The sequence below is a fragment of the Pseudomonas paracarnis genome (assembly GCF_904063055.1).
Classification (GTDB): Bacteria; Pseudomonadota; Gammaproteobacteria; order Pseudomonadales; family Pseudomonadaceae; genus Aquipseudomonas; species Aquipseudomonas paracarnis.
Genome location: NZ_CAJFCN010000005.1, coordinates 351496 through 376039 on the forward strand (window position 1 = coordinate 351496; position 24544 = coordinate 376039).

A 24544-nucleotide genomic window follows, 5' to 3' on the forward strand; every position below is an offset into this window, starting at 1 on the left:
ATCCACCTGTGGAAGCTGGCTTGCCTGCGATGCTTTTAGAAGCTCATGTCCACCTTGGTCCAGAGCGTACGCCCCGGCTCCTTGATGGCCTGCGGGTCGTTGGCTGGGTAACCGAAGCCTGCGTTACCGGCCAGATTCAGATGCTCGGCATAAGCCTTGCCGAACAGGTTGTCGACCCCGGTACTGACCTTGAAGTGCTTGTTGATGCGGTATGCCGCGTTCAGCGAGAACACGCCGAAGCCGCCGCTCTTGTCGTAGTCCTTGCCGACCACGTTGCCTTTGTTTGGATCGATACGGTGTTGCGCCGCGACCACCCTCCACAACGCACCAGCGCTCCAATCGTCTTCGCTGTAGGTCAGGCCCAGGCGCGTGTCCAGCGGTGGCATTTGTGGCAGGGCCTTGCCGTCGCTGCTGTTCTTGCCCCAGGCATAGGCGAGGCTGGCGTCGGCTTTCCAGTGTTGGCTCAGCTTGTACGCTGCGCCCAGTTCGCCGCCCATGATGCGTGCGTCCACATTGCGCGCCTGGGAGGTGGTGCCCATCATGCCGGGCCTGTAGTCGAACAGGATGAAGTCGCGCACCTGGCCGACATAGCCCGACACCCAGGCTTCCAGGTCGGCGCTCTTGTACTGGGCACCGAAGTCGAGCTGGGTGGTTTTCTCGGGCTTCACGCCGTCGAAGGCATTCACCGAACCGGCCGCGCCGGTGTTGGGGGAAAACAGCTCCCAGTAATCCGGGAAACGTTCCGCGTGGCCCAGGCCGGCATACAGCGTGGTGGGGCTGTCCGCCAGGTCGTGCTCATAACGCACAAAGCCCGAGGGCAATGTATCGGCGCGGGTGTCGCCGGCGGTCGGGTTCGGGCGCGACATCATTCCCGAGCCGGTGCGTTGACGGAAGTCCTTGGCCGAGGCGCGGTCCAAGCGCGCGCCGGTGATCAGGCGATCGTTGTCGGCGGCGTACCAGGTCAGTTCGCCGAACACACCGTAGTTGTGGAAATTGGCGTCCTTGTTGCGCGGCAAATCCTTATACGTGTCGATGCCCATGCTGCTGCGCGCACGGTGTTCATTGGTCTGCGCATCCAGGCCGCTGATCAATTGCACATCCGCCCAGCGCCAGGTGGCCTTGATGCGTGCGCCAAGGGTGCGGCGGTCGACGTTGGACGCCATGGGGCCCGCCATCATGCCGGTGCCCGAAGGGACACGCAGGCTGTAGTTGTCCATCACATGATCGGCGTAGTTGTAGTAGACCTGGGCCTCGACCTTATCCAGCACCTCACCGATATTGGACTTTTCGAAACGCAGCCCCAGGCTTTCGCGCAGAAACTGCGAGCCGTCCATGCCGCGCCCGGCGTAGCGCGCCTCGCCGTCGCCACGCCCGGCGGTGAGTTCCAGCAGGGTGTCGGCGTCGGGCGTGAAACCCACGGCCACGTCACCGTTCCACTTGTCATAGCGCGAGGCGACGGTGTCGTTGTTGCCGTCCTTGTAATCGTCGGCATGGGCCTGGTTGCCGATCACCCGCACGTAGCCCAATGGCCCGCCGGCAGCGGCATCGATGACCTTGTCGAAACGCCCGTTGGAGCCGGCCAATACGCTGGCGTTGACCCGTGTGCCCAGCTCGCCGAACTGCTCCGGCTCACGCTCGAACAGGATGGTGCCGGCAGACGCGCCCGGGCCCCAGAGCACGGTTTGCGGGCCTTTGATCACGGTGAGCTTGTCGTAGGTTTCCGGCGAAATATACGAAGTTGGCGCATCCATGCGGCCCGGGCAGGCGCCGAGCATCATGCCGCCGTTGGTGAGGATATTCAGGCGCGAGCCGAACATGCCGCGCAGCACCGGGTCGCCGTTGGTGCCGCCGTTGCGCACCAGGGCGAAGCCGGGGATGGTCTTGAGGTAGTCGCCGCCATCGCTGGCGGGCACCGGTTGGCGAGGGTCTTTGGGGTTGGTGACCACGGTCAGCGGTGAGCTGGGGGCGATCGCGGTGATGACGGTGGGGCTCAGCTCATGCTCGTCGGCGTGAGCGTGGGCAGCCAATAGTGCGCCGCATAAGGCGGTGAGCAGGGCAGTACTTCCCAAACGGGTGTCAGCAGAAAACCTGGACATGACAAATTCCATCAATCAATCGTAAACAACACGGCCAGCAGCCTGCGGCTGTCTGTCTAAAGTCGGCCGGGGTGAAGTAACGCTGTGAAGGGCTTACGAAACGATGGGCGGCGCACGGCTACGGGCGCCGGGGAAGATGCTCTGCCGGGCATGGCCCAGGCGCGTGGCGGGTGTGAGGGCGTTGGCGGGCGGCGGGGTGCCGAGGGCCACGAACGACACACTGCCGGGCAGGGCCGGGCAGCTGAATAGCAGGTCGCAATAGCCGCACTTGGCCCAGAGTGCGTGGTGTTCGGCTGGAGCTTGGGTGTGATGGGATTCACCGTGGTCGCTCGGCATATCCATGGGCATTTCCATGGACATACCGGCGTGATGATCCATCGGCATCGCCTGGGAAATCAGCGGACCGATAAAGATCATCAGCATGGCGAACAGGCTGATCCAACTGCCGCGCTTCACGCGGTAGTGGGGAGACAACCTGGCGCGAGGAGCGCCCATCGAGGTTGGCTTACTGAGCGTGCATATGCTCGTGGCCAGCCATCGGTGGCGCTTTATGCACCGACACTTGCACCTCGACCTTGCCGGCTTTCTCGAAGGTGAGGGTCAGCGGGAATTGCTTGCCATCGGCGAGCAGGCTGCGGTCCTTGAGGCCCAGCAGCATGACGTGATAGGCCATTGGCGCGAAGGTCAGTTCACCCTTGGCTGGTACGTCCACGTTGGGCACCTGTTGCATCTTCATCAGGTCGCCTTGCATTACGTGCTCATGCAATTCGGCTTTCTCCGCCAAGGGCGTCTCGGCACTGAGCAGGCGATCTGCCGTCTCCCCAGTATTGTGAATCACAAAGTACGCCGCGACGGTGGGCGCATTCGGCGGCAATTCCTGGGACCAGGGATTGCTGACCTCCAAGTCGCCGGCCTTGTAGTCATCGGCATTGGCAGCACTGAACACCGGCAGCAGCAACGCGGCCAGAAGCAGGGAAGATTTAAGCATGGCAGTTCTCCAGAACGGTTCTAAACGCAGTTCACTTGCGAAGAAGCTCAGACCGTTGGAGAGGCGCGGGGGTTAAGGCTTGGCCATTGCTGGCGCGGGGTGGGATTGCGCAATAAGCGCGGCGGCAGGCTCTGCACCGCCTCGAAGCGCGTCACATACAACTGCGGCACATGCCCTGGCAACGCCACCAACGGCGCCGAACCCGAGCAACACCAGCAATGCTGCATAGCCGAGTGATCATCCGGCGGCGCCGGGATTTCCAGCTTGCCCAGGGCAATCGCCTTGAGGCTCGCGCCATTGGACGAACAGAACCCGCCCCACATCAGACGCTTGATCGGGTCATCCGTCTGCTGCATCGCACTGGCCAACGGCATGGCAAACGCATTGAACAGCACTGCAAGGCAGGCGATCCAGGCAATTGCAAAGCGTTGACGGGCCATGGCGGATAATCCGTAGGGTTAAACGATCAGGCGGGTATTTAGCCTGATCGGGGGGGATAAGTAAAAAGGGCGGGTGTGGTTTGGTGTCGCAGTGGTGGGTTTGAGGATAGACGAGAACGGCCGCTTGCCAATTTTGCAGAAGGGACGCAGCGTACCAGGCGGGCTGATCGTTCCCACGCTCTGCGTGGGAATGCCGCGTTGGACGCTCTGCGTCCGCTTTTAAAGCCGTGACGCGGAGCGTCACAGGATGCATTCCCACGCGGAGCGTGGGAACGATCAAGTCAGGTATAGGGCTTTTTCCAGCCAATGGTTGCGCAGTTGATTGAGCTAGCGCCTTGGCTGGCTGATCCACTACCGTCATTTGATAACGCAATTCCAAAGTGTGTGCGGGCTTGCTCGCAAAGCGGTGTGTCAGTCGCTGGATGTTTTGGCCGACACACTGCCTTCGCGAGCGAGCCCGCTCCCAAATTATGCAGCGGGTACGCCGTGGACCTGCATATCGACACCCAGGGCTTTTCTAATCACGGCAAAAATCGCCGCAAGGTTATCCATGCTGGGGTTGCCGCTGGCCGAAAGCATTCGGTGCAGGCTTTTACTAGGTTTGGCGGTTTGTTTCGCAAGGCCTTCAAAGCCTACTGTGGCGTTGACTAAATCACGCAGGATCACGCGAGAGATTTCCGGCTCGCCATTGAGAAATAGCGTAGCGGCCTCGTCGAGAAGCGCTTGGGCGAATGCAGGGTCTCGCTGGGCACGTTCAGCGATGGTGTGTTTGTAGCTACGGGTAAGCGCCATGCTGGTCACCTCTTTTGTTTCAATTTCTTGTCACGCTGATACTCGTTAATCAGCGACTTTACGACCTTGATATCGCGCTTTTGACTGGACTTATCACCACCACCGAACAGGATGATTAATCGATGTCCTTCTCGTATCAAATAGATTCGCAAGCCGGGTCCCCAGTCGATACGGTATTCGCCTAGCCCATCGAACCACTTGATGTTGCTGGTGTTGCCTGTTTCAAGCCGAACTAAAGCGGTTGAAACTCGAGTTGCCGCTGGGACACTCAAGGATGAAAACCACTCATCGAACGGACTGGAATCGTTGTCGCGTTGGTATTCTTCGATCTCAATCATTAGCCGTCCTGAAGGTAACAAATAGGTTACTAATCAAGCAAGCGAGCGATCCTGACTCATCGAGTGAAGTTTGCCAACGCGCTGAGTGTTTCTTCAGACGACAGGAATTCCCTATCTACTTGAGCCAACATCGGCCGCTTCAACACCAACACCGGCACCCCCCGCTCACGCGCCACTTCCAGCTTCGGCTCGGTGGCGGTGCTGCCGCTGTTCTTGCTGATCAGCACATCAATTCGCCGTTCTTCGAATAACGCCCGCTCGTCCTCGATGAGGAACGGCCCGCGTGCGCCGATCACGTCACAGCGCTTGTTGCCCGGATACACATCCAGCGCGCGCAAGGTCCAGAACTGCTCGGCGGGGATTTCGTCGAGGTGCTGCAAGGGTTCGCGACCCAAGGTGAACAGCGGGCGCTTGAAGGGTTTGAGCGCTTCGACCAGTTCGGCCCAGTCGTCGACCTCCCGCCAGTCATCCCCCGGCTGTGGCTGCCACGCCGGGCGTCGCAATGCCCAGCAAGGTACGCCGCATGCCCTTGCAGCCTCGGCCGCGTTGCGGCTGATCTGCGCCGCATACGGGTGCGTAGCATCAAGGATCAGGCTGATGCGTTCGGCACGTACAAACTGCGCCAGGCCTTCACTACCGCCGTAGCCGCCGACCCGCACCTGGCAGGTGAGGTCGGTGGGTACGCGGCCCACGCCGGCCAGGCTGTAGACGTGTTCAGGCCCCAAGGTGCGGGCGATGGCCAGCGCTTCCGTGACGCCGCCCAGCAGCAGAATTCTTTTCATAGCGGCTTGATCACTTCCAGCAACGTGATCGGCAGCGCCTGGCGCCAGGTATCGAACTCGCCCAAGGGCTGCGCCTGGGCCACATGGATGCGGGTCAGTTCGCCGCCATGCTCGGCACGCCAGTTCATCAAGGTCATTTCGCTTTGCAGGGTCACGGCATTGGCAACCAGGCGGCCACCGGGGCGCAGGTGTTGCCAGCAGGTATCGAGCACGCCGTCGCGGGTGACGCCGCCGCCGATGAAGATGGCGTCTGGTGTTTCCAGGCCGCTTAACGCCTCCGGCGCCTTGCCGCGAATCAGTTGCAGACCGGGCACCCCGAGGGCGTCGCGGTTGTGTTCGATCAGGCCTTGGCGGCCGGTGTCGGCTTCAATCGCCAAGGCACGACAGCTGGGATGGGTGCGCATCCATTCAATACCGATGGAGCCACTGCCCGCGCCCACGTCCCATAACAGTTCGCCCGGCATGGGCGCGAGGCGGGCGAGGGTCATGGCGCGCACATCGCGCTTGGTCAGTTGGCCATCGTGTTTGAAGGCTGAGTCCGGCAAGCCGGCAAGACGCGACAGACGCGGTGCGTTCGCATCCGCCAGGCAGTCGATGGCGACCAGGTTCAAATCGGCAACCGTAATGTGCTCCCACGCTTGCGCGTGCCCGTCGATACGCCGTTCAGCCGGGCCGCCCAGGTGTTCAAACACACTGATGCGGCTGGGGCCAAAACCGCGCTCGGTTAACAACGCAGCAATCAAGGCGGGACTGCTGCCATCATTGCTCAGTACCAACAAGCGCACACCACTGGCCAAATGCGCGTTGATTGCCGCCAATGGCCGCGCCACTACCGACAATGTCACCACCTCCTGCAACGGCCAGCCCACGCGCGCCGCCGCCAGGGATACCGACGAGGGCGCTGGCAAAATCGTCAACTCCTCAGCCGCCACTTGCCGGGCCAGGCTGGCGCCGACGCCATAGAACATCGGGTCGCCACTGGCCAATACGCACACAGGCTCTCCACGCCGCGACAACACCGGCTCCAGGGAAAACGGGCTCGGCCACAGCTGGCGCTCGCCACCAATACACTGCGGCAGCAGGTCCAACTGGCGCTGAGCACCTATAATCCGCGTGGCGCGCAGCAAGGCATGCCGGGCATTCCTGCCCAGGCCTTTGAAGCCGTCTTCACCGATGCCTACAACCGTCAGCCAGGGCGACATATCAATTCCTTGAACGACATCCGACGGGCAGGCTTTTCATGCCGCCGGACAAAGCAGGCATAATACCGCGCCTTTACCCGTCAACCGGTAGCCCCGTGAACCCAACGCCCGCTGTGAATACCTTGCGCCCCTCGGCTTGTCCGGGGTTGCTGCGTATTGTGCAGGCGTTGGACGGCGGCATTTGCCGAGTCAAATTGGCGGGCGGCGCGATCACTGCCGCCCAGGCCCACGCCGTGGCGGACGCGGCCCAGGCGTATGCGGGCGGGGTGATCGAGGCGACCAACCGCGCCAACCTGCAGATCCGCGGCATCGGCGCCGAGCAGGAGGCGTTGATCGCCCGGCTGCTGGCGGCGGGCCTGGGCCCCAGCAACGCGGGCGGTGACGACGTGCGCAACCTGATGCTCAGCCCCAGCGCCGGCATCGACCCGCAGATGCTGTTCGACACCCGCCCGCTGGCCGCACAGATCCTCGCCACTCTGGAGAACCATCCGCGTTTCCATGAATTGTCGGCCAAGTTCGCGGTGCAACTCGATGGTGGCGAGGACCTGGCGATGCTCGAACATCACCACGACCTGTGGTTATCGGCCTTCGTACGCCACGGCGAAACCCTGCTCGCGTTCGGCCTGGCCGGTTGTCCGGGCCTGGATGCGCCCCTGGCCGCCGTGCCATTGGGCCAAGGCCTTGAGTTGGTAGTGGCTGTGCTGGAAACCTTTCTGGACCTCGCCACCCCAGAGCAAACGCGTATGCGTCATTTGCCTGTGGATAACGTACTGAGCCATTTGCGCTTGCCGTTGCTGCCAATCGACGGCTTCGAGCGCCCGCCCAGCGACCCGTCGCTCCAGGTGGGCACTTATCCACAAGTGCAAAAGAATCAGTTCTACGTCGCCGCCCTCGCGCCCTTGGGCCGCCTGGACCCGACGATGCTCAAGGGCGCCGCACAACTGGCCAGCGACTATGGGGACGGCACCTTGCGCTTCACCCCCTGGCAAGGTGTGCTGGTGCCCAACGTCGAAAAGCCTCACGCCGTGACCGAGCGCCTGGCGCAACTGGGCTTTATCTGCTCGCTCGGCCACCCGCTGGCGCGCATGATTGCCTGCACCGGTTCCAGCGGCTGCGCAAAAGGCCTGGCCGACACCAAGGCCGACGCCGTGCAACTGGCCGCTCTGCAATCGGGCGTTGAGGTGCATCTGTCCGGCTGCCCGCGCTCCTGTGCTGCCGCGCACACCGCGCCAGTCACCTTGCTGGCGGTGAGCCCCGGCCACTACGACCTCTATTTTCGCGATGCAGCCCAGCCTGGTTTTGGCCGGCTGCACGCGCGCACTCTTTCCATTGAAGCGGCGGGCGCCCTGTTGCGCGCTCGTCCACGGAGCAACACCGATGATTGATTACATCCGCGACGGTCAGGAGATCTATCGCAACTCCTTCGCCATTATTCGCGCGGAAGCCAAGTTGGACCGCATCCCGGCTGATTTGGAAAAACTCGCGGTGCGGGTGATCCATGCGTGCGGCATGGTCGAAGCCATCGACGGCCTGCAATTCTCCGAAGGGGCCGGCAAGGCCGGGCGTGACGCGTTGGCCGCTGGCGCGCCGATTCTGTGCGATGCGCGGATGGTCTCCGAAGGCGTGACTCGCACACGCCTGCCGGCCAATAACCAGGTGATCTGCACCCTGCGTGACGACAGCGTGCCGGAGCTGGCGCGGGAGCTGGGCAACACCCGTTCCGCCGCCGCCCTTGAGCTGTGGCGCCCGCACCTGGAGGGCAGTGTGGTGGTGATCGGCAACGCGCCGACCGCGTTGTTCTACCTGCTGGAAATGCTCGACGCCGGCGCGCCGAAACCGGCGCTGATCCTCGGTTTCCCGGTGGGTTTTGTCGGCGCCGCCGAATCCAAGGCCATGCTCGCCGCTGACAGCCGTGGGGTGCCGTTCGTGATCATGCAAGGTCGCCTGGGCGGCAGCGCCATGGCTGCCGCCGCCGTCAATGCCCTGGCCACGGAGGTCGAATAATGCAGGTGCGCGGACGTTTGCTTGGCCTGGGCGTAGGCCCCGGCGACCCGGAACTGATCACCGTCAAGGCTCTGCGCTTGCTGCGTGAATCGCCGGTGGTGGCGTACTTCGTGGCCAAGGGCAAGAAGGGCAACGCCTTCGGCATCATCGAGGACCACCTGGTGCCGCAACAGACCCTGATGCCGCTGGTGTACCCGGTGACCACCGAAGTGCTGCCCGCGCCGCTGTCCTACGAGCAAGTGATCAGCGACTTCTACGACAGCGCCAGCCTCGACGTGGCCGCGCACCTGGACGCGGGCCGCGACGTGGCGGTGATCTGCGAAGGTGACCCGTTTTTCTACGGCTCCTACATGTACCTGCATGACCGCCTGGCCGAGCGCTACGACGCCGAGGTGATTCCAGGCGTGTGCTCGATGCTCGGTGGTGCCTCGGTACTCGGCGCGCCGTTGGTGTATCGCAACCAGAGCTTGTCGGTGCTCTCGGGCGTGTTGCCCCACGAGGATCTCAAGCGCCGCTTGGCGGATGCCGATGCCGCAGTGATCATGAAGCTGGGGCGCAACTTTCCGAAAGTGCGCCAGGTGTTGGAAGAACTGGGTCTCGCCGAGCGGGCGTTGTACGTGGAGCGCGCGACCATGGCCAACCAGAAGATCGTGCCGCTGGATCAGGTGGAGCCGATGTCGTCGCCGTATTTCTCACTGATCATCGTGCCCGGTGAACGGTGGCAAGGTTGATGACCCCGGCGATTGTGATTCTGGGCCAGGGCAGCCTGACGACTGCGCGCAAGCTTCAGCAGGTTTACCCCGGCGCGTTGATCCACGGTTTGGCCACACGGGTTGAAGGTGCAGACCGCACCTACAGCGAATTCGGCGCGACCTTGCGTCAGCTTTATCAGCAGGGCACGCCACTGATTGCCCTGTGCGCCGCGGGCATTGTGATCCGCACCCTGGCGCCGTTGCTGCTGGAAAAGGGCGAAGAGCCCGCCGTGCTGGCCGTGGCCGAAGACGGCAGCGCGGTGGTGCCGTTGCTCGGTGGCCTGGGTGGCGTGAACCTGATGGCGCGCGACATTGGCGCAGCACTCGGCGTGTCTGCCGCCATCACCACCAGCGGCGAGTTGCGTTTTGGCACCTGCCTGCTCAACCCGCCAGCGGGCTATCAACTGGCCGACATCGAGTTGGGCAAACGCTTTGTCTCCGACCTTCTGGCCGGCGAAAGCGTGCGCATCGAAGGCGCGGCGCCATGGCTGGAGGAGGCTAACCTGCCTCAGGATCAACAGGCGCGCCTGGCGATTCATGTGGGCAGTGCCGAGCGCACACCGACAGCCAACGAGTTGCTGATTTACCCGCAGAATGTCTACGTCACCTGCCGGCCGGGTGCGCAGTTGGCCGAGCGTGTGCGCACGGCGTTGCAGGAGGCGGGCGTGGCCGTGCAATCCCTGGCCTGCCTGCTGGCCAGCGACCTGCAGATGGCTGACGCGTCCTTGCATGAGGCCGCGTCGGCCTTGGGTGTACCGTTGCGCTTTGCCGCGCTGACACCCGTTGCGGACATCAGTATTACCGTGGCCGAGCAGCCCTTGGACCTGTCACAGGTTGGGCGCCCGCGCGGGCGGCTGGCGGTGATTGGCCTGGGCCCCGGCGCCGCAGAACTGATGGTGCCGGCGGTGAAGGCGGAACTGGCGCGTTGCACCGATGTGCTGGGCTATGAAACCTACGTGCGCATGGCCGGGCCATTCCGTGACGATCAAGTGCAACACTGCACCGACAACCGCGAAGAAATGCAGCGCGCCCGCCACGCCTTCGAGCTAGCTGCGCAAGGCCGCTCGGTGGTGGTGGTGTCCTCTGGTGACCCGGGTGTATTCGCCATGGCCGCGGCGGTGATCGAGGCGCTGCACGAGTCCAGCGAGCCGGCCTGGCATCAGGTCGACCTGGAAATCCTGCCAGGGGTCTCCGCCTCGCTGGCCACCGCCGCCCAGGCAGGCGCGCCGCTTGGGCATGACTTCTGTGTGATGTCGCTGTCGGATAACCTCAAGCCTTGGTCGATCATCGAAAAACGCCTGGACCTGGCTTCCCAGGCCGACCTGGCCTTGGCGTTCTACAACCCGATCTCGCGGTCGCGGCCTTGGCAACTGGGGCGCGCCCTGGAAATCGTCGCGCTGCATCGCACGCCACAGACGCCAGTGGTGCTGGGCCGTGACATCGGCCGCCCAGGCCAGACACTGCGCGTCACCACCTTGGGGCAACTGACGCCCGAGCAGGTGGACATGCGCACCATGGTACTGATCGGTTCATCCACCACTTGTGTGTTCCCGCGTGCGGGTGGCGGCGAGTGGGTGTACACGCCACGTTGGTATGGCAACAAACCCAACTCCTGAAACAGCCCCGTTGGCTGCCGGAAAGCTCCGAATATCCCAGGGATTCCCCTGGCGTTGTTCGGAGCTTTTTCTTTTTTATGCGATGAAAACCGCACGCCTGCCCGCCGCGCCTTGTCATTGCTGGACGCTGGTTTTGGGCGGGGCAGGCCAAGGGATGTTTGTCGCATGGAAACCCCGCCGCTCCCTGGACTAGTGTGGAAGCAAGCCCCATGTGGGGTGCTTGTGGAGAACAGAAAATGGAGCGACGTCACAAAAGGATCAACAGCAAAAAAAGGCGCAAGTTGATTGCCGCCTACAAGTTACCGGGCGCACCTGCCAGGCAGGCCACGGCAGTGTTGGATAGCGAGGATGATTGCAATGCGGCCGTGGTCAACAACGGCGTGATTTCGTTTGCCGAAGGCTTGTCGGCGTTGAATCGGGAATACGTGCGCAAAAGCTATCTGCTGGCCAGCAGTTATGTGAGCGATGTGCTGAACGTCCAGCGAGGCAGCGAGGCGTGGTACGAGGAATTTATCAAGGTGATGGTCAGCCTGGGGTGGCTGCCGCTGCGCAGTCGCTTTGAGCGAGTCTCGCGTGCGGGCAAGGGCCTGACGGTGCAACTGGCGGCGCTGAATATCATCGCCTCGATGCTGACGTCGACGGCGCTGTCCGGGCCACTGCTCAGCGCATTGCCAAAGCTGGCTGCCGATGCGCTGGACGCACTGAAGCGCCAGCCAGCATCTTTCGAGCTGTTCAAGCGCAATTGCGCAGTGCGTGAGGGCGGCGATTTCGGCCTGGCCTCCTGCGCTGAAACAGACGGCGAGTTGATCATGGTGCTGGTGACCTACAGCACCCATGGTGTGGATAAACAGGTGGGCCTGCCCTTCCTGGAGTGGGACAGCTCCTCGTTCGAGGCCTTCAGCGGGCAGACTTGCCTGGTGCTCAGTACCTCGATGGTCAACGAGAAAACCATCCAACTGATGCGCGAAAGCGCCGGTGACAAAGTGGAAATGGCTATCGCCAAATACCGGATCTAGGGCACCAGGTAGCCGCGTACCCCGGTAAAAATGATTTGCGCGGCCAGGGCGCAGACGAACAGGCCCATCAACCGGCTGACAATCTGCAAGCCCTGGTCGCCGAGAATGCGTTCGATACGGTTGGACAGGTACAGCACCACGCCCACTGTCAGGCTGGCCAGGGCAATACTGAGGATGGCGGTGAGCTTATCGTCCCAGTGCGGTTGGCTGACGCCCATCACCAGTAAGGCGCCAATGGTGCCGGGGCCGACGGTGAGCGGGATGGTCAGCGGCACGATGGTCACGTCCTGCTGCACGTTGTCGGTCTGCACCGCCGACTTGCCCTGAGCCATGCCTAATGCGGAGATAAACAACACGCTGCCGGCGCCGATACGGAACGCATCCACGGTAATGCCGAACACGCTGAAAATTACCCGACCGAACAGGTAGAGCAACACGCTCGATACCAGGGTGGCCAGTGCAACTTTCCACGCCAGGCGCCGACGCTCCTTGCTGGAGTAGCCACGGGTCAGGCTGATAAAGCAGGACAGCACAAAGAACGGGCTGTAGAGCACCAGCATCTTCAGGTAAACGCTGAACAACACATGGAGCATGGGGGCGGCTCGCGGGCGGGGAAAGTGTGGAGGAGTCTATCCGACACAGATCAAATGTGGGAGCTGGCTGATCGTTCCCGCGCTCTGCTGATCGTTCCCACGCTCTGCGTGGGAATGCATCCAGTGACGCTCTGCGTCGCGTTCAAGCAGGACGCGGAGCTTACCGGGCGGCGTTGCCACGCGGAGCGTGGGAACGATCATCAGGAAAGGGTGCTGTGCTCAGGGCGCTGTTGGCGCTGCGCCACCCAGTAGTCCACCAGCTCGCGCAGTTGCGACAGTTCCACCGGCTTGGCCATATGCCCGTCCATGCCCGCCTGGCGTGCGCGTTCTTTGTGTTCCGACAGGATATGCGCGGTAAGCGCCACCACCGGCGTGCGCACGCGTTGATGGCTGATTTCCCACGCCCGCAGTTGCTGCGTGGCGGAGAAACCATCGAGGATCGGCATCTCACAGTCCATCAATACCAGGTCATAACGCTGGGCTTTCATTGCCTGCAGCGCTTCTTCGCCGTTGCTGGCGGTGTCCGGGTTGAGGTTGAGCTTGCCGAGCATGCCGCGAATCACTTTGGTGGAGATGCTGTTGTCTTCGGCTACCAGGATGCGGAAATCGCTGGGCACGGTAATGGCTGCCGGTGCGCTGGGGGCCGGGCGTGCAACGAGGGCGCCTTTGCTGCGCTGGGTCAGCTCATCGGCCAGGGTGGTCTTGAGGGTATAACCCGCTACTGGCTTGGCGAGAATGCGCTTGATCCCACAGTTGCGCGCAATGATCTTGCTCGGCGCGTTACTGATGCCGGTGAGCATGATCAGCAGTATGTCGTGGTTCAGGCTCGGATCTTCCTTGATCTTCGCCGCCAGTTGCATGCCGGTCATGCCGGGCATGTTCTGGTCCAGCAGCACCACGTCGAAGTAATCACGCAGGTGCGCTTTGGTACGCAGCAGCGCCAGGGCCTCCTTGCCCGAAGGCGCGGCGCTGACGTTCAGGCCCCAGGCCGTGCACTGCTGAACCAGCACTTTGCGGCAGGTGTCGTTATCGTCCACCACCAGTACGCGGGCGTCCTTGAGCGGGCCGTCGAGGTCGCTGGTCGGATGCTCCAGGCGTTCCGGGTCCAGGGGCAGGGTCAGCCACAGGGTGCTGCCCTGGTGACTGCCGCTTTTGATGCCGAACTCGCCGTTCATCAACAGGATCAATTGGCGGGCAATGACCAGGCCCAGGTGGCCGCTCAAACGCGTCGCCGAGAGGAAGTTCTTGCTGTGCAGTTCGCTGTGCAGCAGGGCGTCGCGTTCGGCGGCTTCCATGGGCACGCCGCTGTCTTGCACGGCAATGCGCAGGCGTGGCTTGGGGCTGCGCTCATCCAGGGCGACGACGATCAGCACTTCGCCTTCATCGGTTTTGTGCAGGGCGTTTTCCAAAAGGCTCAGCAGCGCCTGGCGCAGCCGCGTCGGATCACCGCTGATCACCCGTGGCACCTGAGGCTGGATAAAGCTGATCAGCTCGACATTCTGCTGCTCGGCCTTGGCGCGGAAGATGCTCAGGCAGTCGTCGATCAATGCATTGAGGTCGAACTGCACATCATCCAGTTCGATCTGACCGGATTCGAGCTTGGAAATGTCGAGAATTTCGTTGATCAGGGTGAGCAACTCGTTACCGGCGCTGTGGATGGTCTGCACATAGTCGCGTTGCTTCACCGACAACGGCGTGCCCAGCAGTAACTCGGTCATGCCCAGCACACCGTTCATGGGCGTGCGGATTTCGTGGCTGATCTTCGCCAGGAACTCGGCCTTGGCGGCGATTTCGGCGTTGCTGGCCGCCAGGTCGCGGCTCAGGCTGAAGCGGGTTTCGACAATGGCGCGCTGGCGCTCGCCGAGGGCCAGGCTCATCAGCAGGCCGCTGAGGCAGATAAAGCTCAGCAGGGTGACGATCAGGCCTTGTGGCGCCACCAGGGTGAGGCCGAGCAGGGCGGGCAGGATGATCAGCGTGCCGATGTTGAACACCACCATGGCCGCCACGAACAAGCGCGCCGGGCGGTAGCCTTTTTGCCAGTGATAGGCCGAGACGAACAGCATGCTCAGGCCCGCCAGCGCGACCAGGGCATAGGTGATGATGTTCAGCGGCAAGGTGTTGACGAACAACAACAGCAAGCCGCACAGGACGATCAGCAGGATGTCCGCCATCAACACTTTGTTCAGCGGATGCGGGCCCAGTGGCATGAAAAAGCGGTAGGCAAACATCAACCCGCAGGGTGCGGTCAGCAGCAGGGCCAGGTAGGCGCCAGGGGTCTGGATCGCGTGCCAGTTCGGCAGCCACGGCCCCACCAGGTTGAGCAGTAGCGCCAGGCTGAGCATCAACAGGAATTCGCACGCGGCCAGCCACAGGCTACTGCGCGAGCGGTGGTAGGCGAAGCGCGTGAGGTTGTGCAGGATCAGCATCGACAGCACGCCGAACAGCAGACCGTAGATCAATGTCTGGTTCTGGTTGGCAGCGGCCAGCACCGCCGGTTCCAGGGTGATGTAAGGGCGCAGTTCGTGTTCCGAGACCAGGCGCAAATACACCTCCAGGGGCCGCGGGCTCTGGGGCATCGGTAACATGAAGTCACTGCTGGGCAACGGGCGCTCAGCCTGGGGTTGGCGAGTGCCGGTGATTTGCTGCTCCACCAGGGTGTCGCCGTCCAGTACATACAGGCTCAGGCTGGACAGGTCCGGGGCAAACACCCGCAGCACTTGTTCGTGCTTGCCGGGTTGCAGCCTGAAGCGCACCCACAACGCACCGTCCGGCTGCGCGGCAGTGATCCGGTCCAGTTCGATGGGGCTGAATTGATTGGTATAGCGGGCGGAACGGATGTCGCTCAGTTGCAGGTCGGCCTGTTCATCAAGCAATACCGCCCAGCCACTGCCTTGTGCGGCGGCCTGGGCCGGTAGCAAGCAGAGCAGGGTCAGTAGACTGATTGTGAAACCTATGGCGATCCTGAGCCAGCGCACGGCGAAATCCCTTCGGTAGGTGGATGCACGGGTTAACTATGCGCGGGGCGACAGGGTACGGCAAGGGCCAAAGGCCCTTACCTAACCGAACGGATAGCTACTGCAAGTGTAGCTGCTCAGTTGTTCTCACCACGTTCGCGGGCAATGGCACGGTAGCCAATGTCGGTGCGGTAGAAGCAGCCTTTCCAGTCGATTTTCGCCGCCAGTTTGTAGGCCTGTTGTTGCGCGGCATCGACACTGGCACCCATCGCGGTGGCGCACAATACGCGGCCACCGGCGGTTACAACTTTGCCGTCCTTGAGCGCGGTGCCCGCATGGAACACCTTGCCTTCCAGCGCAGCGGCGGCGTCGAGGCCTTCGATCACATCGCCCTTGGCGTAGTCGGCAGGGTAGCCACCGGCCGCCAGCACAATCCCAACACTAGGACGTGGGTCCCACTGCGCTTCGACCTTGTCCAGGGCCTGGGCGAGGGCGGCTTCCACCAGCAGCACCAGGCTCGATTGCAGACGCAGCATCACCGGTTGGGTTTCCGGATCGCCGAAGCGGCAGTTGAACTCGATGACTTTGGGGTTACCTGCTTTGTCGATCATCAGGCCGGCATAGAGGAAACCGGTGTATACGTTGCCTTCATCCGCCATGCCGCGCACGGTTGGCCAGATCACCAGGTCCATGACGCGCTGGTGCACGTCGGCGGTTACGACGGGTGCCGGGGAGTAGGCACCCATGCCGCCGGTGTTCGGGCCGCTGTCGCCGTTGCCGACGCGCTTGTGGTCCTGGCTGGTGGCCATCGGCAATACGTTCTTGCCGTCGACCATCACGATAAAGCTGGCTTCTTCGCCATCGAGGAATTCCTCGATGACCACCCGCGAGCCGGCGTCACCAAAGGCATTGCCGGCGAGCATGTCGCGCACGGCGTCTTCGGCTTCCTGCAGGGTCATGGCGACGATCACGCCTTTACCGGCAGCCAGGCCATCGGCCTTGATCACGATCGGTGCACCTTTCTCACGCAGGTAAGCCAGGGCCGGCTCGATCTCGGTGAAGTTCTGGTAGTCGGCCGTGGGGATCTTGTGGCGAGCCAGGAAGTCCTTGGTGAAGGCTTTCGAGCCTTCCAGCTGGGCGGCGCCCGCGGTAGGCCCGAAGCAGTCCAGGCCACGGCTGCGAAACAGATCGACGACGCCTGCCACCAGTGGCACTTCCGGGCCGACGATGGTCAGGGAAACATTCTTCTCGGCAAAATCTGCCAGTTGCTCCAGGGCCAGCACGTCGATGGCGACGTTTTCGCACTTGGCTTCGATGGCGGTGCCGGCGTTGCCGGGGGCCACGAAGACTTTCTGCACGCGTGGGTCCTGGGCTACTTTCCAGGCCAGGGCGTGTTCACGGCCACCGCTGCCAATGATCAAAACATTCATTTCAAAAACCTCGTTAGGATGATCGTTCCCACGCTCTGCGTGGGAATGCCTCTACGGACGCTCTGCGTCCGAGGGACGCGGAGCGTCCCTGGCTGCGTTCCCACGCAGAGCGTGGGAACGATCAATCAGTGGCGGAAGTGGCGCATGCCGGTGAAGACCATCGCAATGCCAGCTTCATCAGCGGCGGCGATGACTTCTGCATCACGCATCGAACCGCCCGGTTGGATCACGGCGGTCACGCCGGCTTTTGCAGCGTTGTCCAGGCCGTCACGGAACGGGAAGAACGCATCGGAAGCCATCACCGAACCCACCACCTGCAAACCGGCGTGCTCAGCCTTGATCGCGGCGATACGCGCCGAGTTCACGCGGCTCATCTGGCCAGCGCCGACACCGATGGTCTGGCGGTTCTTGGCGTAGACGATGGCGTTGGACTTGACGTATTTGGCCACTTTCCAGGCGAAGATCAGGTCGTTGATCTCTTGCTCGGTCGGCGCGCGCTTGGTCACGACTTTCAGGTCCTGGCTGCCGATCATGCCGATGTCGCGGCTCTGTACCAGCAGGCCGCCATTGACGCGCTTGTAGTCCCAGGCCGCGGCGCGGTCTGCCGACCACTCGCCACAGGCCAGCAGGCGCACGTTGGCTTTGGCGGCGACGATGGCGCGGGCTTCTTCGCTGACGCTTGGGGCGATGATCACTTCGACGAACTGGCGCTCGACGATGGCCTTGGCGGTCTCGGCATCCAGTTCGCGGTTGAAGGCAATGATGCCGCCGAATGCGGATTCGGTGTCGGTGGCGTAGGCCAGTTCGTACGCCTGGCGGATACCGCCTTCAGCGTCCGGGCTGACGGCCACGCCGCACGGGTTGGCGTGCTTGACGATCACGCAGGCCGGTTTGACGAAGCTCTTCACGCATTCCAGCGCGGCGTCGGTATCGGCCACGTTGTTGTAGGAAAGTTCTTTGCCTTGCAGTTGGGTCGCGGTGGCAATGCCCACTTCGGCAGGCTTGGCTTCCACGTAGAACGCCGCGCTCTGGTGCGGGTTCTCACCGTAGCGCATTTCCTGGGCCTTGATGAACTGGCTGTTGAAGGTGCGCGGGAACTGGCTGCGGCCTTCGGTGCTGAGGGTGTCAGCCGCCTGGTTCACGGTGCCCATGTAGTTGGCGATCATGCCGTCGTAGGCGGCGGTGTGTTCGAACGCCTTGAGCATCAGGTCGAAGCGCTGGGCGTAGGTCAGGCCACCGGCCTTGAGGTTTTCCAGGACGTTGGCGTAGTCACTGGCGTTGACCACGATGGCCACGTCTTTGTGGTTCTTGGCCGCCGAGCGCACCATGGTCGGGCCGCCGATATCGATGTTTTCGATGGCGGTCGGCAGGTCGCAGCCTGGCTTGTTGATGGTGGCTTCGAACGGGTAGAGGTTAACGGCCACCAGGTCGATCGGCTTGATGCCGTGCTCGGTCATGATGGCGTCGTCGATGCCGCGACGGCCAAGGATGCCGCCGTGGATTTTCGGGTGCAGGGTCTTGACGCGACCGTCCATCATTTCTGCGAAACCGGTGTAGTCCGCGACTTCCACTGCGGCCACGCCGTTGTCCTGCAGCAGTTTGAAGGTCCCGCCCGTGGAGAGGATTTCCACACCCAGGGCTTCCAGCTCCCGGGCAAATTCAAGGATCCCGGTCTTGTCGGAAACACTGATCAAGGCACGGCGGATCGGCAGGCGGGTGGTCTGGTCGGTCATCTCAATTTCCATCAAAAGCAAAGGAAGTCAGCAAAAAAGGCGACCGGTTTTACGCGGGCGCCTTTCTGGTTTGATTGAATGCTTACAGCAAATCGTACTGCTTGAGCTTTTTGCGCAAGGTGCCACGGTTGAGGCCCAGCAGCTCACTGGCTTTGGTCTGGTTGCCCTTGACGTAGTTCATCACGCTTTCGAGCAAGGGCGCCTCGACTTCGGAGAGCACCAGGTTGTACACATCCGTGACGGAAGCGCCCTCAAGGTGGGCGAAATAATTGTGCAGCGCCTTCTCGACACTCCCGCGAAGGGTCTGGCCTTCTTCGCTCGGCGTGTTGAGGTGCTGTTTCAAATTGACGTTGTCGCTCACGGGTGTTGTTCCACTCACTAAAGTCTCGGTCATCATCGTCATGCGGCCACCCCTTCTCCATCCCCTGTTCCCAGGCTCTTGTCGCGTCCGGCGAAGAACTCACGAACGGTGGCGACCTGTGCCTGCGTTTCATCCAAACGATTGAACTGAGCGCGGAATTCCTTGGCGCCCGGCAAGGTGGCGAGATACCAGCCGACATGCTTGCGAGCAATGCGTACTCCCATCACGTCCCCATAGAAGGCGTGCAGGGCGGCCAGATGCTCTAGCAGAATACGTTCCACCTCGACCAACTCTGGTGCCGGCAAGACTTCACCAGTACGCAGGAAATGCTCGATTTCACGAAAAATCCACGGCCGCCCCTGGGCGGCCCGGCCAATCAACAAACCATCGGCACCGGTCGCGTGCAGCACGCGCCGGGCTTTCTCGGCACTGTCGATGTCGCCATTGGCAAAGACGGGCATCGACACGGCCTGCTTGATCGCGGCAATGGTGTCGTACTCGGCTTCACCGGTGTAAAGGTCGGCGCGGGTGCGGCCATGCACCGCCAGCGCTGCAATACCAGCCTGTTCAGCGATCTTCGCCACCGTCAGGCCATTCTTGTTGTCCCGGTCCCAACCGGTACGAATCTTCAGGGTCACCGGTACATCTACTGCGCCGACAACGGCCTGCAGGATCTCGGCGACCAACTGCTCATCTTTCAACAGCGCGGAACCGGCGGCCTTGTTGCAGACCTTTTTGGCCGGGCAGCCCATGTTGATATCGATGATCTGTGCACCCAGCTCCACATTGGCCCGGGCTGCATCCGCCAGCATCTGCGCATCGCCACCGGCGATCTGCACCGAGCGTGGCTCGGGATCACCTTCGTGGATCATGCGCATCCGCGACTTGCGGGTGTTCCACAAACTCATGTCGCTGGTAACCATTTCAGAGACTACTAGACCCGCGCCCAAACGCTTGCACAGCTGACGAAAGGGCTGGTCGGTGACACCCGCCATCGGGGCGAGGATCAAGCCGTTCTGCAATGTGTATGGGCCGATGCGTACCGCCGACATAGGACTTCCCTGTTGTGGGGCCGGATCATTAGAGTTCGAAAAAGGGTTGGCATGATACCCGCTCTCGATGACGGGTTAAAGGCTGAATTGGATAAAATCTGAACAGTTATTTTTTTATCGCCATCGGTTTGGTTGACGATGGCCAAGTCAATAATCCGCCGTCAAACCTCGGTGGGCGCGCCGTTTCACTCGGGTGAATGGAAGCTCAGGCTGTAATTCACGGCTTTGTTGCCGGGGTCCAGGATGTCCAGGGAGATGTGGATTGGCGTCTGGGAGGGCATTTCGCTCACGCCGGCCAACTCGCCGCTCAGGTATTCGGCGGGCTTGAAGCGACGACTGGCAATCAGGCCGCCGTTCAAGTCCGCAAAGCGCAGCTCCAGCAGTGGGAAGGGCTGGGAGAAGGTCGCGCGGTTATAGAGGATGGCATCCACCACCAGTGCCCCGGCGAACTCGGGGTGGCTGCGCACCACCAGGTTGCTGCTCTTGATATGGGTAATGTCGACCCGCGATGGCACGGTGCACCCCAGTTTCGGGCATAGCGTCTGGAACCACGGGCGATAGGCGTCCTGGCGGGCCAGGTCGTCGAACTGGTAGGCGATGTACTGGCCGGCCAGGCCGGCGGCGGCGAGTACGACCAACAATATCCAGAGCAGACGGCGACCCCAGCCTGACGGACGCTTCTGCGCATACAGGTGCAGGGGGTCGTCTTCCAGGTCCTGGAGCAACTCGTCGTGTACACCGGCCTCCGTTCGCGCGCGCTTGCGTCGCGCGAACGCGCGGTCTTCGGGTTCAGGCTCATCGTGCTCGTCGCGGGTGGGTGTCAGCGGCGGGTCGAGGTCGTCATCCACGGTAGTGGCGTGCAGAGCTGGTTCGTCAGCGAGTTCGTCGACGTGGGCAGACATGGACGGTTCGGTGCGCTGTTTGGACGCAGGTGCCTTAACCGGCTCGGGCTCTTCTTCTGGTGCCTGTGCACGCTCTTCGGGTGGCTCACTGAACAGGCTGGCCGCCCATTTTTCTTCCTCGGCCTTGACCGTGTCGCGGCTGGCACTGAAGGACTCTTCCTTTTGCCGACGGTCGGCGCCTGGCTGGCGACGTTCTGCGCCCACTGCCTGGGTGTGCTGGATCTCGCGACGTTCCAGCCTGGCCAGTTCCTTGTCCAGGTTATCCAGGTCCAGCTCTTCGGCCGTCCACTGCTTCTGGCTGATGGCCCGCGGTGGCGGGGGAGGCATTTCGACAGTCGGTTCGGCGGCCGGCTCGGCGGTGGTCGGCACTTCAGGCTCCGGCGCAGACGCCTGGGCCCGTTGCTCCAGCAACTGGCGAGCGGCGTTGAATACTTGCAGGCACGAGCCGCAACGCACCACGCCGCGAGCCACGCTCAACTGAGCGTGGTTGACGCGAAAACGCGATTGGCAATGTGGGCACTGGGTGACGAAACTGTCGGTCATGCGGCCATCCGATTCAGGCAAGCGCTCATTCTAGCGCCGACGACCGCTGATGCGTACCCAGCCATCACGGTTGGCGATCGGGTCCAGCTCGAAGTCCTTGGCGTAGGCCGCAGCCACGTCTTCACCTTGCTCGGCGAGGATGCCCGACAGCGCCAGGCGCCCGCCCGGCTTGACCAGGCTCGACAGTTGCGGCGCCAGCGACACCAGTGGCCCGGCGAGGATATTGGCCACCAGCACATCGGCCTGAACCTGGGGCAGGTCCTCAGGCAGGTAGAGTGGGAATTTGCCTTCGGCAATGTTGTTGCGCCCGGCGTTATCGCGGGAGGCTTCCAGGGCCTGCACGTCGATATCGGTACCCACGGCCTCCTTGGCGCCCAGCAGCAGGGCGGCGATGGCCAGGATCCCCGAGCCGCAGCCGAAGTCCAGTACGTTGCTGTCGGTCAGGTCCTGGCCGTCCAGCCATTCCAGGCACAGGGCGGTGGTCGGGTGCGTGCCGGTACCGAACGCAAGGCCCGGGTCCAGCAGCAGGTTGACGGCGTCTGGCTCGGGAGCAGCGTGCCAGCTTGGCACGATCCACAAGCGCTGGCCGAAGCGCATGGGCTGGAAGTTATCCATCCAGCTGCGTTCCCAGTCCTGGTCTTCGATGACTTCGCTGTGATGCTCGGGTAGCGGGCTGCCGGTGAGCAGTTCCATATGGGCCAGAACGGCAGCGGCGTCGGTGCCGTCTTCGAACAGGGCCAGCAAGTGGGTGTGGGACCACAGCGGCGTGGTATTGAGTTCCGGCTCGAAGATCGGCTGGTCTTCGGCGTCCATGAAGGTCACCGACACAGCACCCACTTCGAGGAACGCGTCTTCGTAGGTTTCGGCTTGTTCTGGGCTGATGGCGAGACGGACTTGCAGCCAAGGCATGGCGGGCACCTTTGAAAAAAATGAATGTGCGGCGGGCAGGCCGCGAAAGCGCGCAAGTTTACGCGAGAGCAAGCCAGAAGACGACTGCGCCGACGATCGTTCCCACGCGGAGCGTGGGAACGATCGGGGGTCGGTGGCCCATAAACAACAAAACCGCCCGAAGGCGGCTTTGTTGGGTGGAGCACTTACTGGTTGGCCAGCTTGTGTTCCAGGTAGTGAATGTTCACACCACCTTCGCAGAAGCCTTCATCACGAACCAGATCCCGATGCAGCGGGATGTTGGTCTTGATGCCGTCGACCACGATTTCGTCCAGGGCGTTGCGCATACGGGCCATGGCCTCGTCGCGAGTGGCGCCCCAGGTGATCAGCTTACCGATCAGCGAGTCGTAGTTGGACGGAACCTTGTAGCCGCTGTACAGGTGCGAATCCACACGTACGCCGTTGCCGCCGGGCGCGTGGAAATGCTTGACCAGGCCAGGGCTTGGGATAAAGGTTTTCGGGTCTTCGGCGTTGATGCGGCACTCCAGCGAGTGGCCGTGCATCTTCACGTCGTCCTGGGTGAACGACAGCACGTTACCGGCGGCGATGCTCAGCATCTCCTTGACGATGTCGATACCGGTGACCATCTCCGATACCGGGTGCTCTACCTGCACACGAGTGTTCATCTCGATGAAGTAGAAACGGCCGTTCTCGTAGAGGAACTCGAAGGTGCCGGCACCACGGTAGTTGATATCGATGCAAGCCTTGACGCAGCGTGCCAGGACTTCCTGACGCGCCTTTTCATCCAGGCCCGGAGCCGGAGCTTCTTCCAGGACTTTCTGGTGGCGACGTTGCAGCGAGCAATCGCGGTCGCCCAGGTGGATAGCGTGGCCCTGGCCATCGGACAGTACCTGGACTTCCACGTGACGTGGGTTGGTCAGGTACTTCTCCAGGTAGACCATCGGGTTGCCGAACCAGGCGCCCGCTTCGGAGCGGGTCTGCTTGGCGGCTTCGATCAGGTCTTCTTCCTTGTGCACCACGCGCATGCCGCGACCACCACCGCCACCGGCGGCCTTGATGATCACCGGGTAGCCGACTTCGCGACCAATGCGCAGAGCGGTTTCCTCGTCTTCAGGCAGTGGGCCGTCGGAGCCTGGAACGGTGGGCACACCGGCCGCGATCATGGCGTCCTTGGCCGAGACCTTGTCGCCCATCAGGCGAATGGTTTCGGCTTTCGGGCCGATGAAGGCAAACCCGGATTTTTCCACCTGTTCGGCGAAATCGGCGTTTTCCGCGAGGAAGCCGTAGCCGGGGTGGATGCCATCGGCGCCGGTCACTTCTGCCGCAGCGATGATGTTCGAGACTTTCAGGTACGAGTTCGTGGCCAGTGGCGGGCCGATGCAGATGCTTTCGTCCGCCAGCTTCACGTGCATCAATTCGGTATCGGCCGTCGAGTAAACAGCGACGGTCTTGATGCCCTCTTCCTTACAGGCGCGCAGGATACGCAGCGCGATCTCGCCGCGGTTGGCGATCAGGACTTTTTGCAGTTTCTTCGCAGGTTTCAACATCGAAGGCGCTCCGCGGTTCAAACGATGGTGAACAGCGGCTGGTCGTACTCAACCGGCTGACCGTTTTCTACCAGGATGGATTCGATGACGCCGGCTTTTTCCGCGGTGATGTGGTTCATCATTTTCATCGCTTCAACGATGCAGATGGTGTCACCCACTTTCACGGTTTTGCCCACTTCAACGAAGGCTGGCGAGGTCGGTGCCGGGGTGCGGTAGAACGTACCGACCATTGGCGACTTGACCACGAAGCCGTTCAGCGCAGGCGCGGCTGGGGCGGCAGGTGCAGTGGCGGCGGCAGGCGCGGCAGCCGGAGCAGCAGCGGCTGGAGCCGGCGCTTGCATCTGTGGCGCGTAGAACTGTTGGGCCGGGGTCTTGCTGTGACGGCTGATCCGTACGGACTCTTCGCCTTCCTTGATTTCCAGCTCGTCGATACCGGATTCTTCCAGCAGTTCGATCAGTTTCTTAACTTTACGGATATCCATGAATCATCAACT

The 24544-nt window shown here is 62.4% G+C and carries 23 protein-coding genes; 5 read left to right on the plus strand and 18 right to left on the minus strand.

Annotated features, from left to right (window positions below):
• Positions 1-35: 35 nt before the first annotated feature.
• From JMV15_RS13780 to JMV15_RS13815, 8 genes are all read right to left on the minus strand, one after another.
• On the minus strand, positions 36-2096 hold the full coding sequence (locus JMV15_RS13780; protein WP_038448703.1) for a TonB-dependent copper receptor: 2061 nt from the start codon (positions 2094-2096) through the stop codon (positions 36-38).
• Positions 2097-2189: 93 nt separating this feature from the next.
• Entirely contained in the window at positions 2190-2591 is a 402-nt protein-coding gene (locus JMV15_RS13785) for a DUF2946 domain-containing protein (protein ID WP_032873444.1), read from the minus strand.
• A gap of 10 nt (positions 2592-2601) precedes the next feature.
• Positions 2602-3084, minus strand: coding sequence for a copper chaperone PCu(A)C (locus JMV15_RS13790; protein ID WP_032904022.1), 483 nt, complete (start codon positions 3082-3084; stop codon positions 2602-2604).
• A 47-nt stretch (positions 3085-3131) separates the two neighbouring features.
• Positions 3132-3524, minus strand: coding sequence for a DUF2946 domain-containing protein (locus JMV15_RS13795; protein WP_003188156.1), 393 nt, complete (start codon positions 3522-3524; stop codon positions 3132-3134).
• A 468-nt stretch (positions 3525-3992) separates the two neighbouring features.
• On the minus strand, positions 3993-4316 hold the full coding sequence (locus tag JMV15_RS13800; protein ID WP_014716718.1) for a helix-turn-helix domain-containing transcriptional regulator: 324 nt from the start codon (positions 4314-4316) through the stop codon (positions 3993-3995).
• Positions 4317-4321: 5 nt separating this feature from the next.
• On the minus strand, positions 4322-4654 hold the full coding sequence (locus tag JMV15_RS13805) for a type II toxin-antitoxin system RelE/ParE family toxin (RefSeq protein WP_019818285.1): 333 nt from the start codon (positions 4652-4654) through the stop codon (positions 4322-4324).
• Between the two features lie 56 nt (positions 4655-4710).
• A complete protein-coding gene (locus JMV15_RS13810) occupies positions 4711-5436 on the minus strand; it encodes a cobalt-precorrin-6A reductase (RefSeq protein ID WP_038448707.1) in 726 nt (241 codons plus the stop codon).
• Positions 5433-6638, minus strand: coding sequence for a bifunctional cobalt-precorrin-7 (C(5))-methyltransferase/cobalt-precorrin-6B (C(15))-methyltransferase (locus JMV15_RS13815; RefSeq protein WP_019818283.1), 1206 nt, complete (start codon positions 6636-6638; stop codon positions 5433-5435). The genes JMV15_RS13810 and JMV15_RS13815 overlap by 4 nt, the downstream gene beginning before the upstream one ends.
• A gap of 38 nt (positions 6639-6676) precedes the next feature.
• On the opposite strand from JMV15_RS13815, the gene cobG reads away from it, so the two are divergent.
• From cobG to JMV15_RS13840, 5 genes are all read left to right on the plus strand, one after another.
• Entirely contained in the window at positions 6677-8023 is a 1347-nt protein-coding gene (cobG, locus tag JMV15_RS13820) for a precorrin-3B synthase (RefSeq protein WP_032904724.1), read from the plus strand.
• Positions 8016-8642: a precorrin-8X methylmutase gene (locus JMV15_RS13825; RefSeq protein ID WP_014716722.1), complete on the plus strand. Its 627-nt coding sequence runs from the start codon at positions 8016-8018 to the stop codon at positions 8640-8642. The genes cobG and JMV15_RS13825 overlap by 8 nt, the downstream gene beginning before the upstream one ends.
• Positions 8642-9373: a precorrin-2 C(20)-methyltransferase gene (locus JMV15_RS13830; protein ID WP_038448709.1), complete on the plus strand. Its 732-nt coding sequence runs from the start codon at positions 8642-8644 to the stop codon at positions 9371-9373. Before JMV15_RS13825 ends, JMV15_RS13830 begins: the two co-directional genes overlap by 1 nt.
• Positions 9373-11010, plus strand: coding sequence for a precorrin-3B C(17)-methyltransferase (cobJ, locus tag JMV15_RS13835; RefSeq protein ID WP_038448712.1), 1638 nt, complete (start codon positions 9373-9375; stop codon positions 11008-11010). The genes JMV15_RS13830 and cobJ overlap by 1 nt, the downstream gene beginning before the upstream one ends.
• 236 nt (positions 11011-11246) lie before the next feature.
• Entirely contained in the window at positions 11247-12026 is a 780-nt protein-coding gene (locus JMV15_RS13840; RefSeq protein WP_038448714.1) for a hypothetical protein, read from the plus strand.
• Here the strand turns inward: JMV15_RS13840 and JMV15_RS13845 are convergent.
• The 10 genes from JMV15_RS13845 to accB all read right to left on the minus strand — a co-directional run bounded on the left by JMV15_RS13845 (position 12023) and on the right by accB (position 24532).
• Positions 12023-12619: a MarC family protein gene (locus JMV15_RS13845; RefSeq protein ID WP_003171467.1), complete on the minus strand. Its 597-nt coding sequence runs from the start codon at positions 12617-12619 to the stop codon at positions 12023-12025. The two genes, JMV15_RS13840 and JMV15_RS13845, sit on opposite strands and share 4 nt — an antisense overlap.
• A gap of 200 nt (positions 12620-12819) precedes the next feature.
• On the minus strand, positions 12820-15594 hold the full coding sequence (locus JMV15_RS13850) for a hybrid sensor histidine kinase/response regulator (RefSeq protein WP_019818278.1): 2775 nt from the start codon (positions 15592-15594) through the stop codon (positions 12820-12822).
• 116 nt (positions 15595-15710) lie between these two features.
• Positions 15711-17003, minus strand: a complete 1293-nt coding sequence (purD, locus tag JMV15_RS13855) for a phosphoribosylamine--glycine ligase (RefSeq protein ID WP_014716727.1) — start codon at positions 17001-17003, stop codon at positions 15711-15713.
• A 125-nt stretch (positions 17004-17128) separates the two neighbouring features.
• A complete protein-coding gene (purH, locus tag JMV15_RS13860) occupies positions 17129-18736 on the minus strand; it encodes a bifunctional phosphoribosylaminoimidazolecarboxamide formyltransferase/IMP cyclohydrolase (protein WP_014716728.1) in 1608 nt (535 codons plus the stop codon).
• Positions 18737-18818: 82 nt separating this feature from the next.
• On the minus strand, positions 18819-19139 hold the full coding sequence (gene fis / locus JMV15_RS13865) for a DNA-binding transcriptional regulator Fis (protein ID WP_002555375.1): 321 nt from the start codon (positions 19137-19139) through the stop codon (positions 18819-18821).
• Positions 19136-20149, minus strand: coding sequence for a tRNA dihydrouridine synthase DusB (gene dusB, locus JMV15_RS13870; RefSeq protein WP_003188182.1), 1014 nt, complete (start codon positions 20147-20149; stop codon positions 19136-19138). The genes fis and dusB overlap by 4 nt, the downstream gene beginning before the upstream one ends.
• A 185-nt stretch (positions 20150-20334) precedes the next feature.
• Positions 20335-21594, minus strand: a complete 1260-nt coding sequence (locus JMV15_RS13875) for a DUF3426 domain-containing protein (protein WP_038448716.1) — start codon at positions 21592-21594, stop codon at positions 20335-20337.
• A gap of 30 nt (positions 21595-21624) precedes the next feature.
• On the minus strand, positions 21625-22503 hold the full coding sequence (gene prmA / locus JMV15_RS13880) for a 50S ribosomal protein L11 methyltransferase (RefSeq protein ID WP_034126418.1): 879 nt from the start codon (positions 22501-22503) through the stop codon (positions 21625-21627).
• A gap of 185 nt (positions 22504-22688) precedes the next feature.
• On the minus strand, positions 22689-24050 hold the full coding sequence (accC, locus tag JMV15_RS13885; protein WP_003188188.1) for an acetyl-CoA carboxylase biotin carboxylase subunit: 1362 nt from the start codon (positions 24048-24050) through the stop codon (positions 22689-22691).
• Positions 24051-24067: 17 nt separating this feature from the next.
• Positions 24068-24532 carry an acetyl-CoA carboxylase biotin carboxyl carrier protein gene (gene accB, locus JMV15_RS13890; RefSeq protein ID WP_014716731.1) on the minus strand — a complete coding sequence of 155 codons (465 nt, stop codon included), beginning with the start codon at positions 24530-24532 and terminating at the stop codon, positions 24068-24070.
• Positions 24533-24544 lie beyond the last annotated feature (12 nt).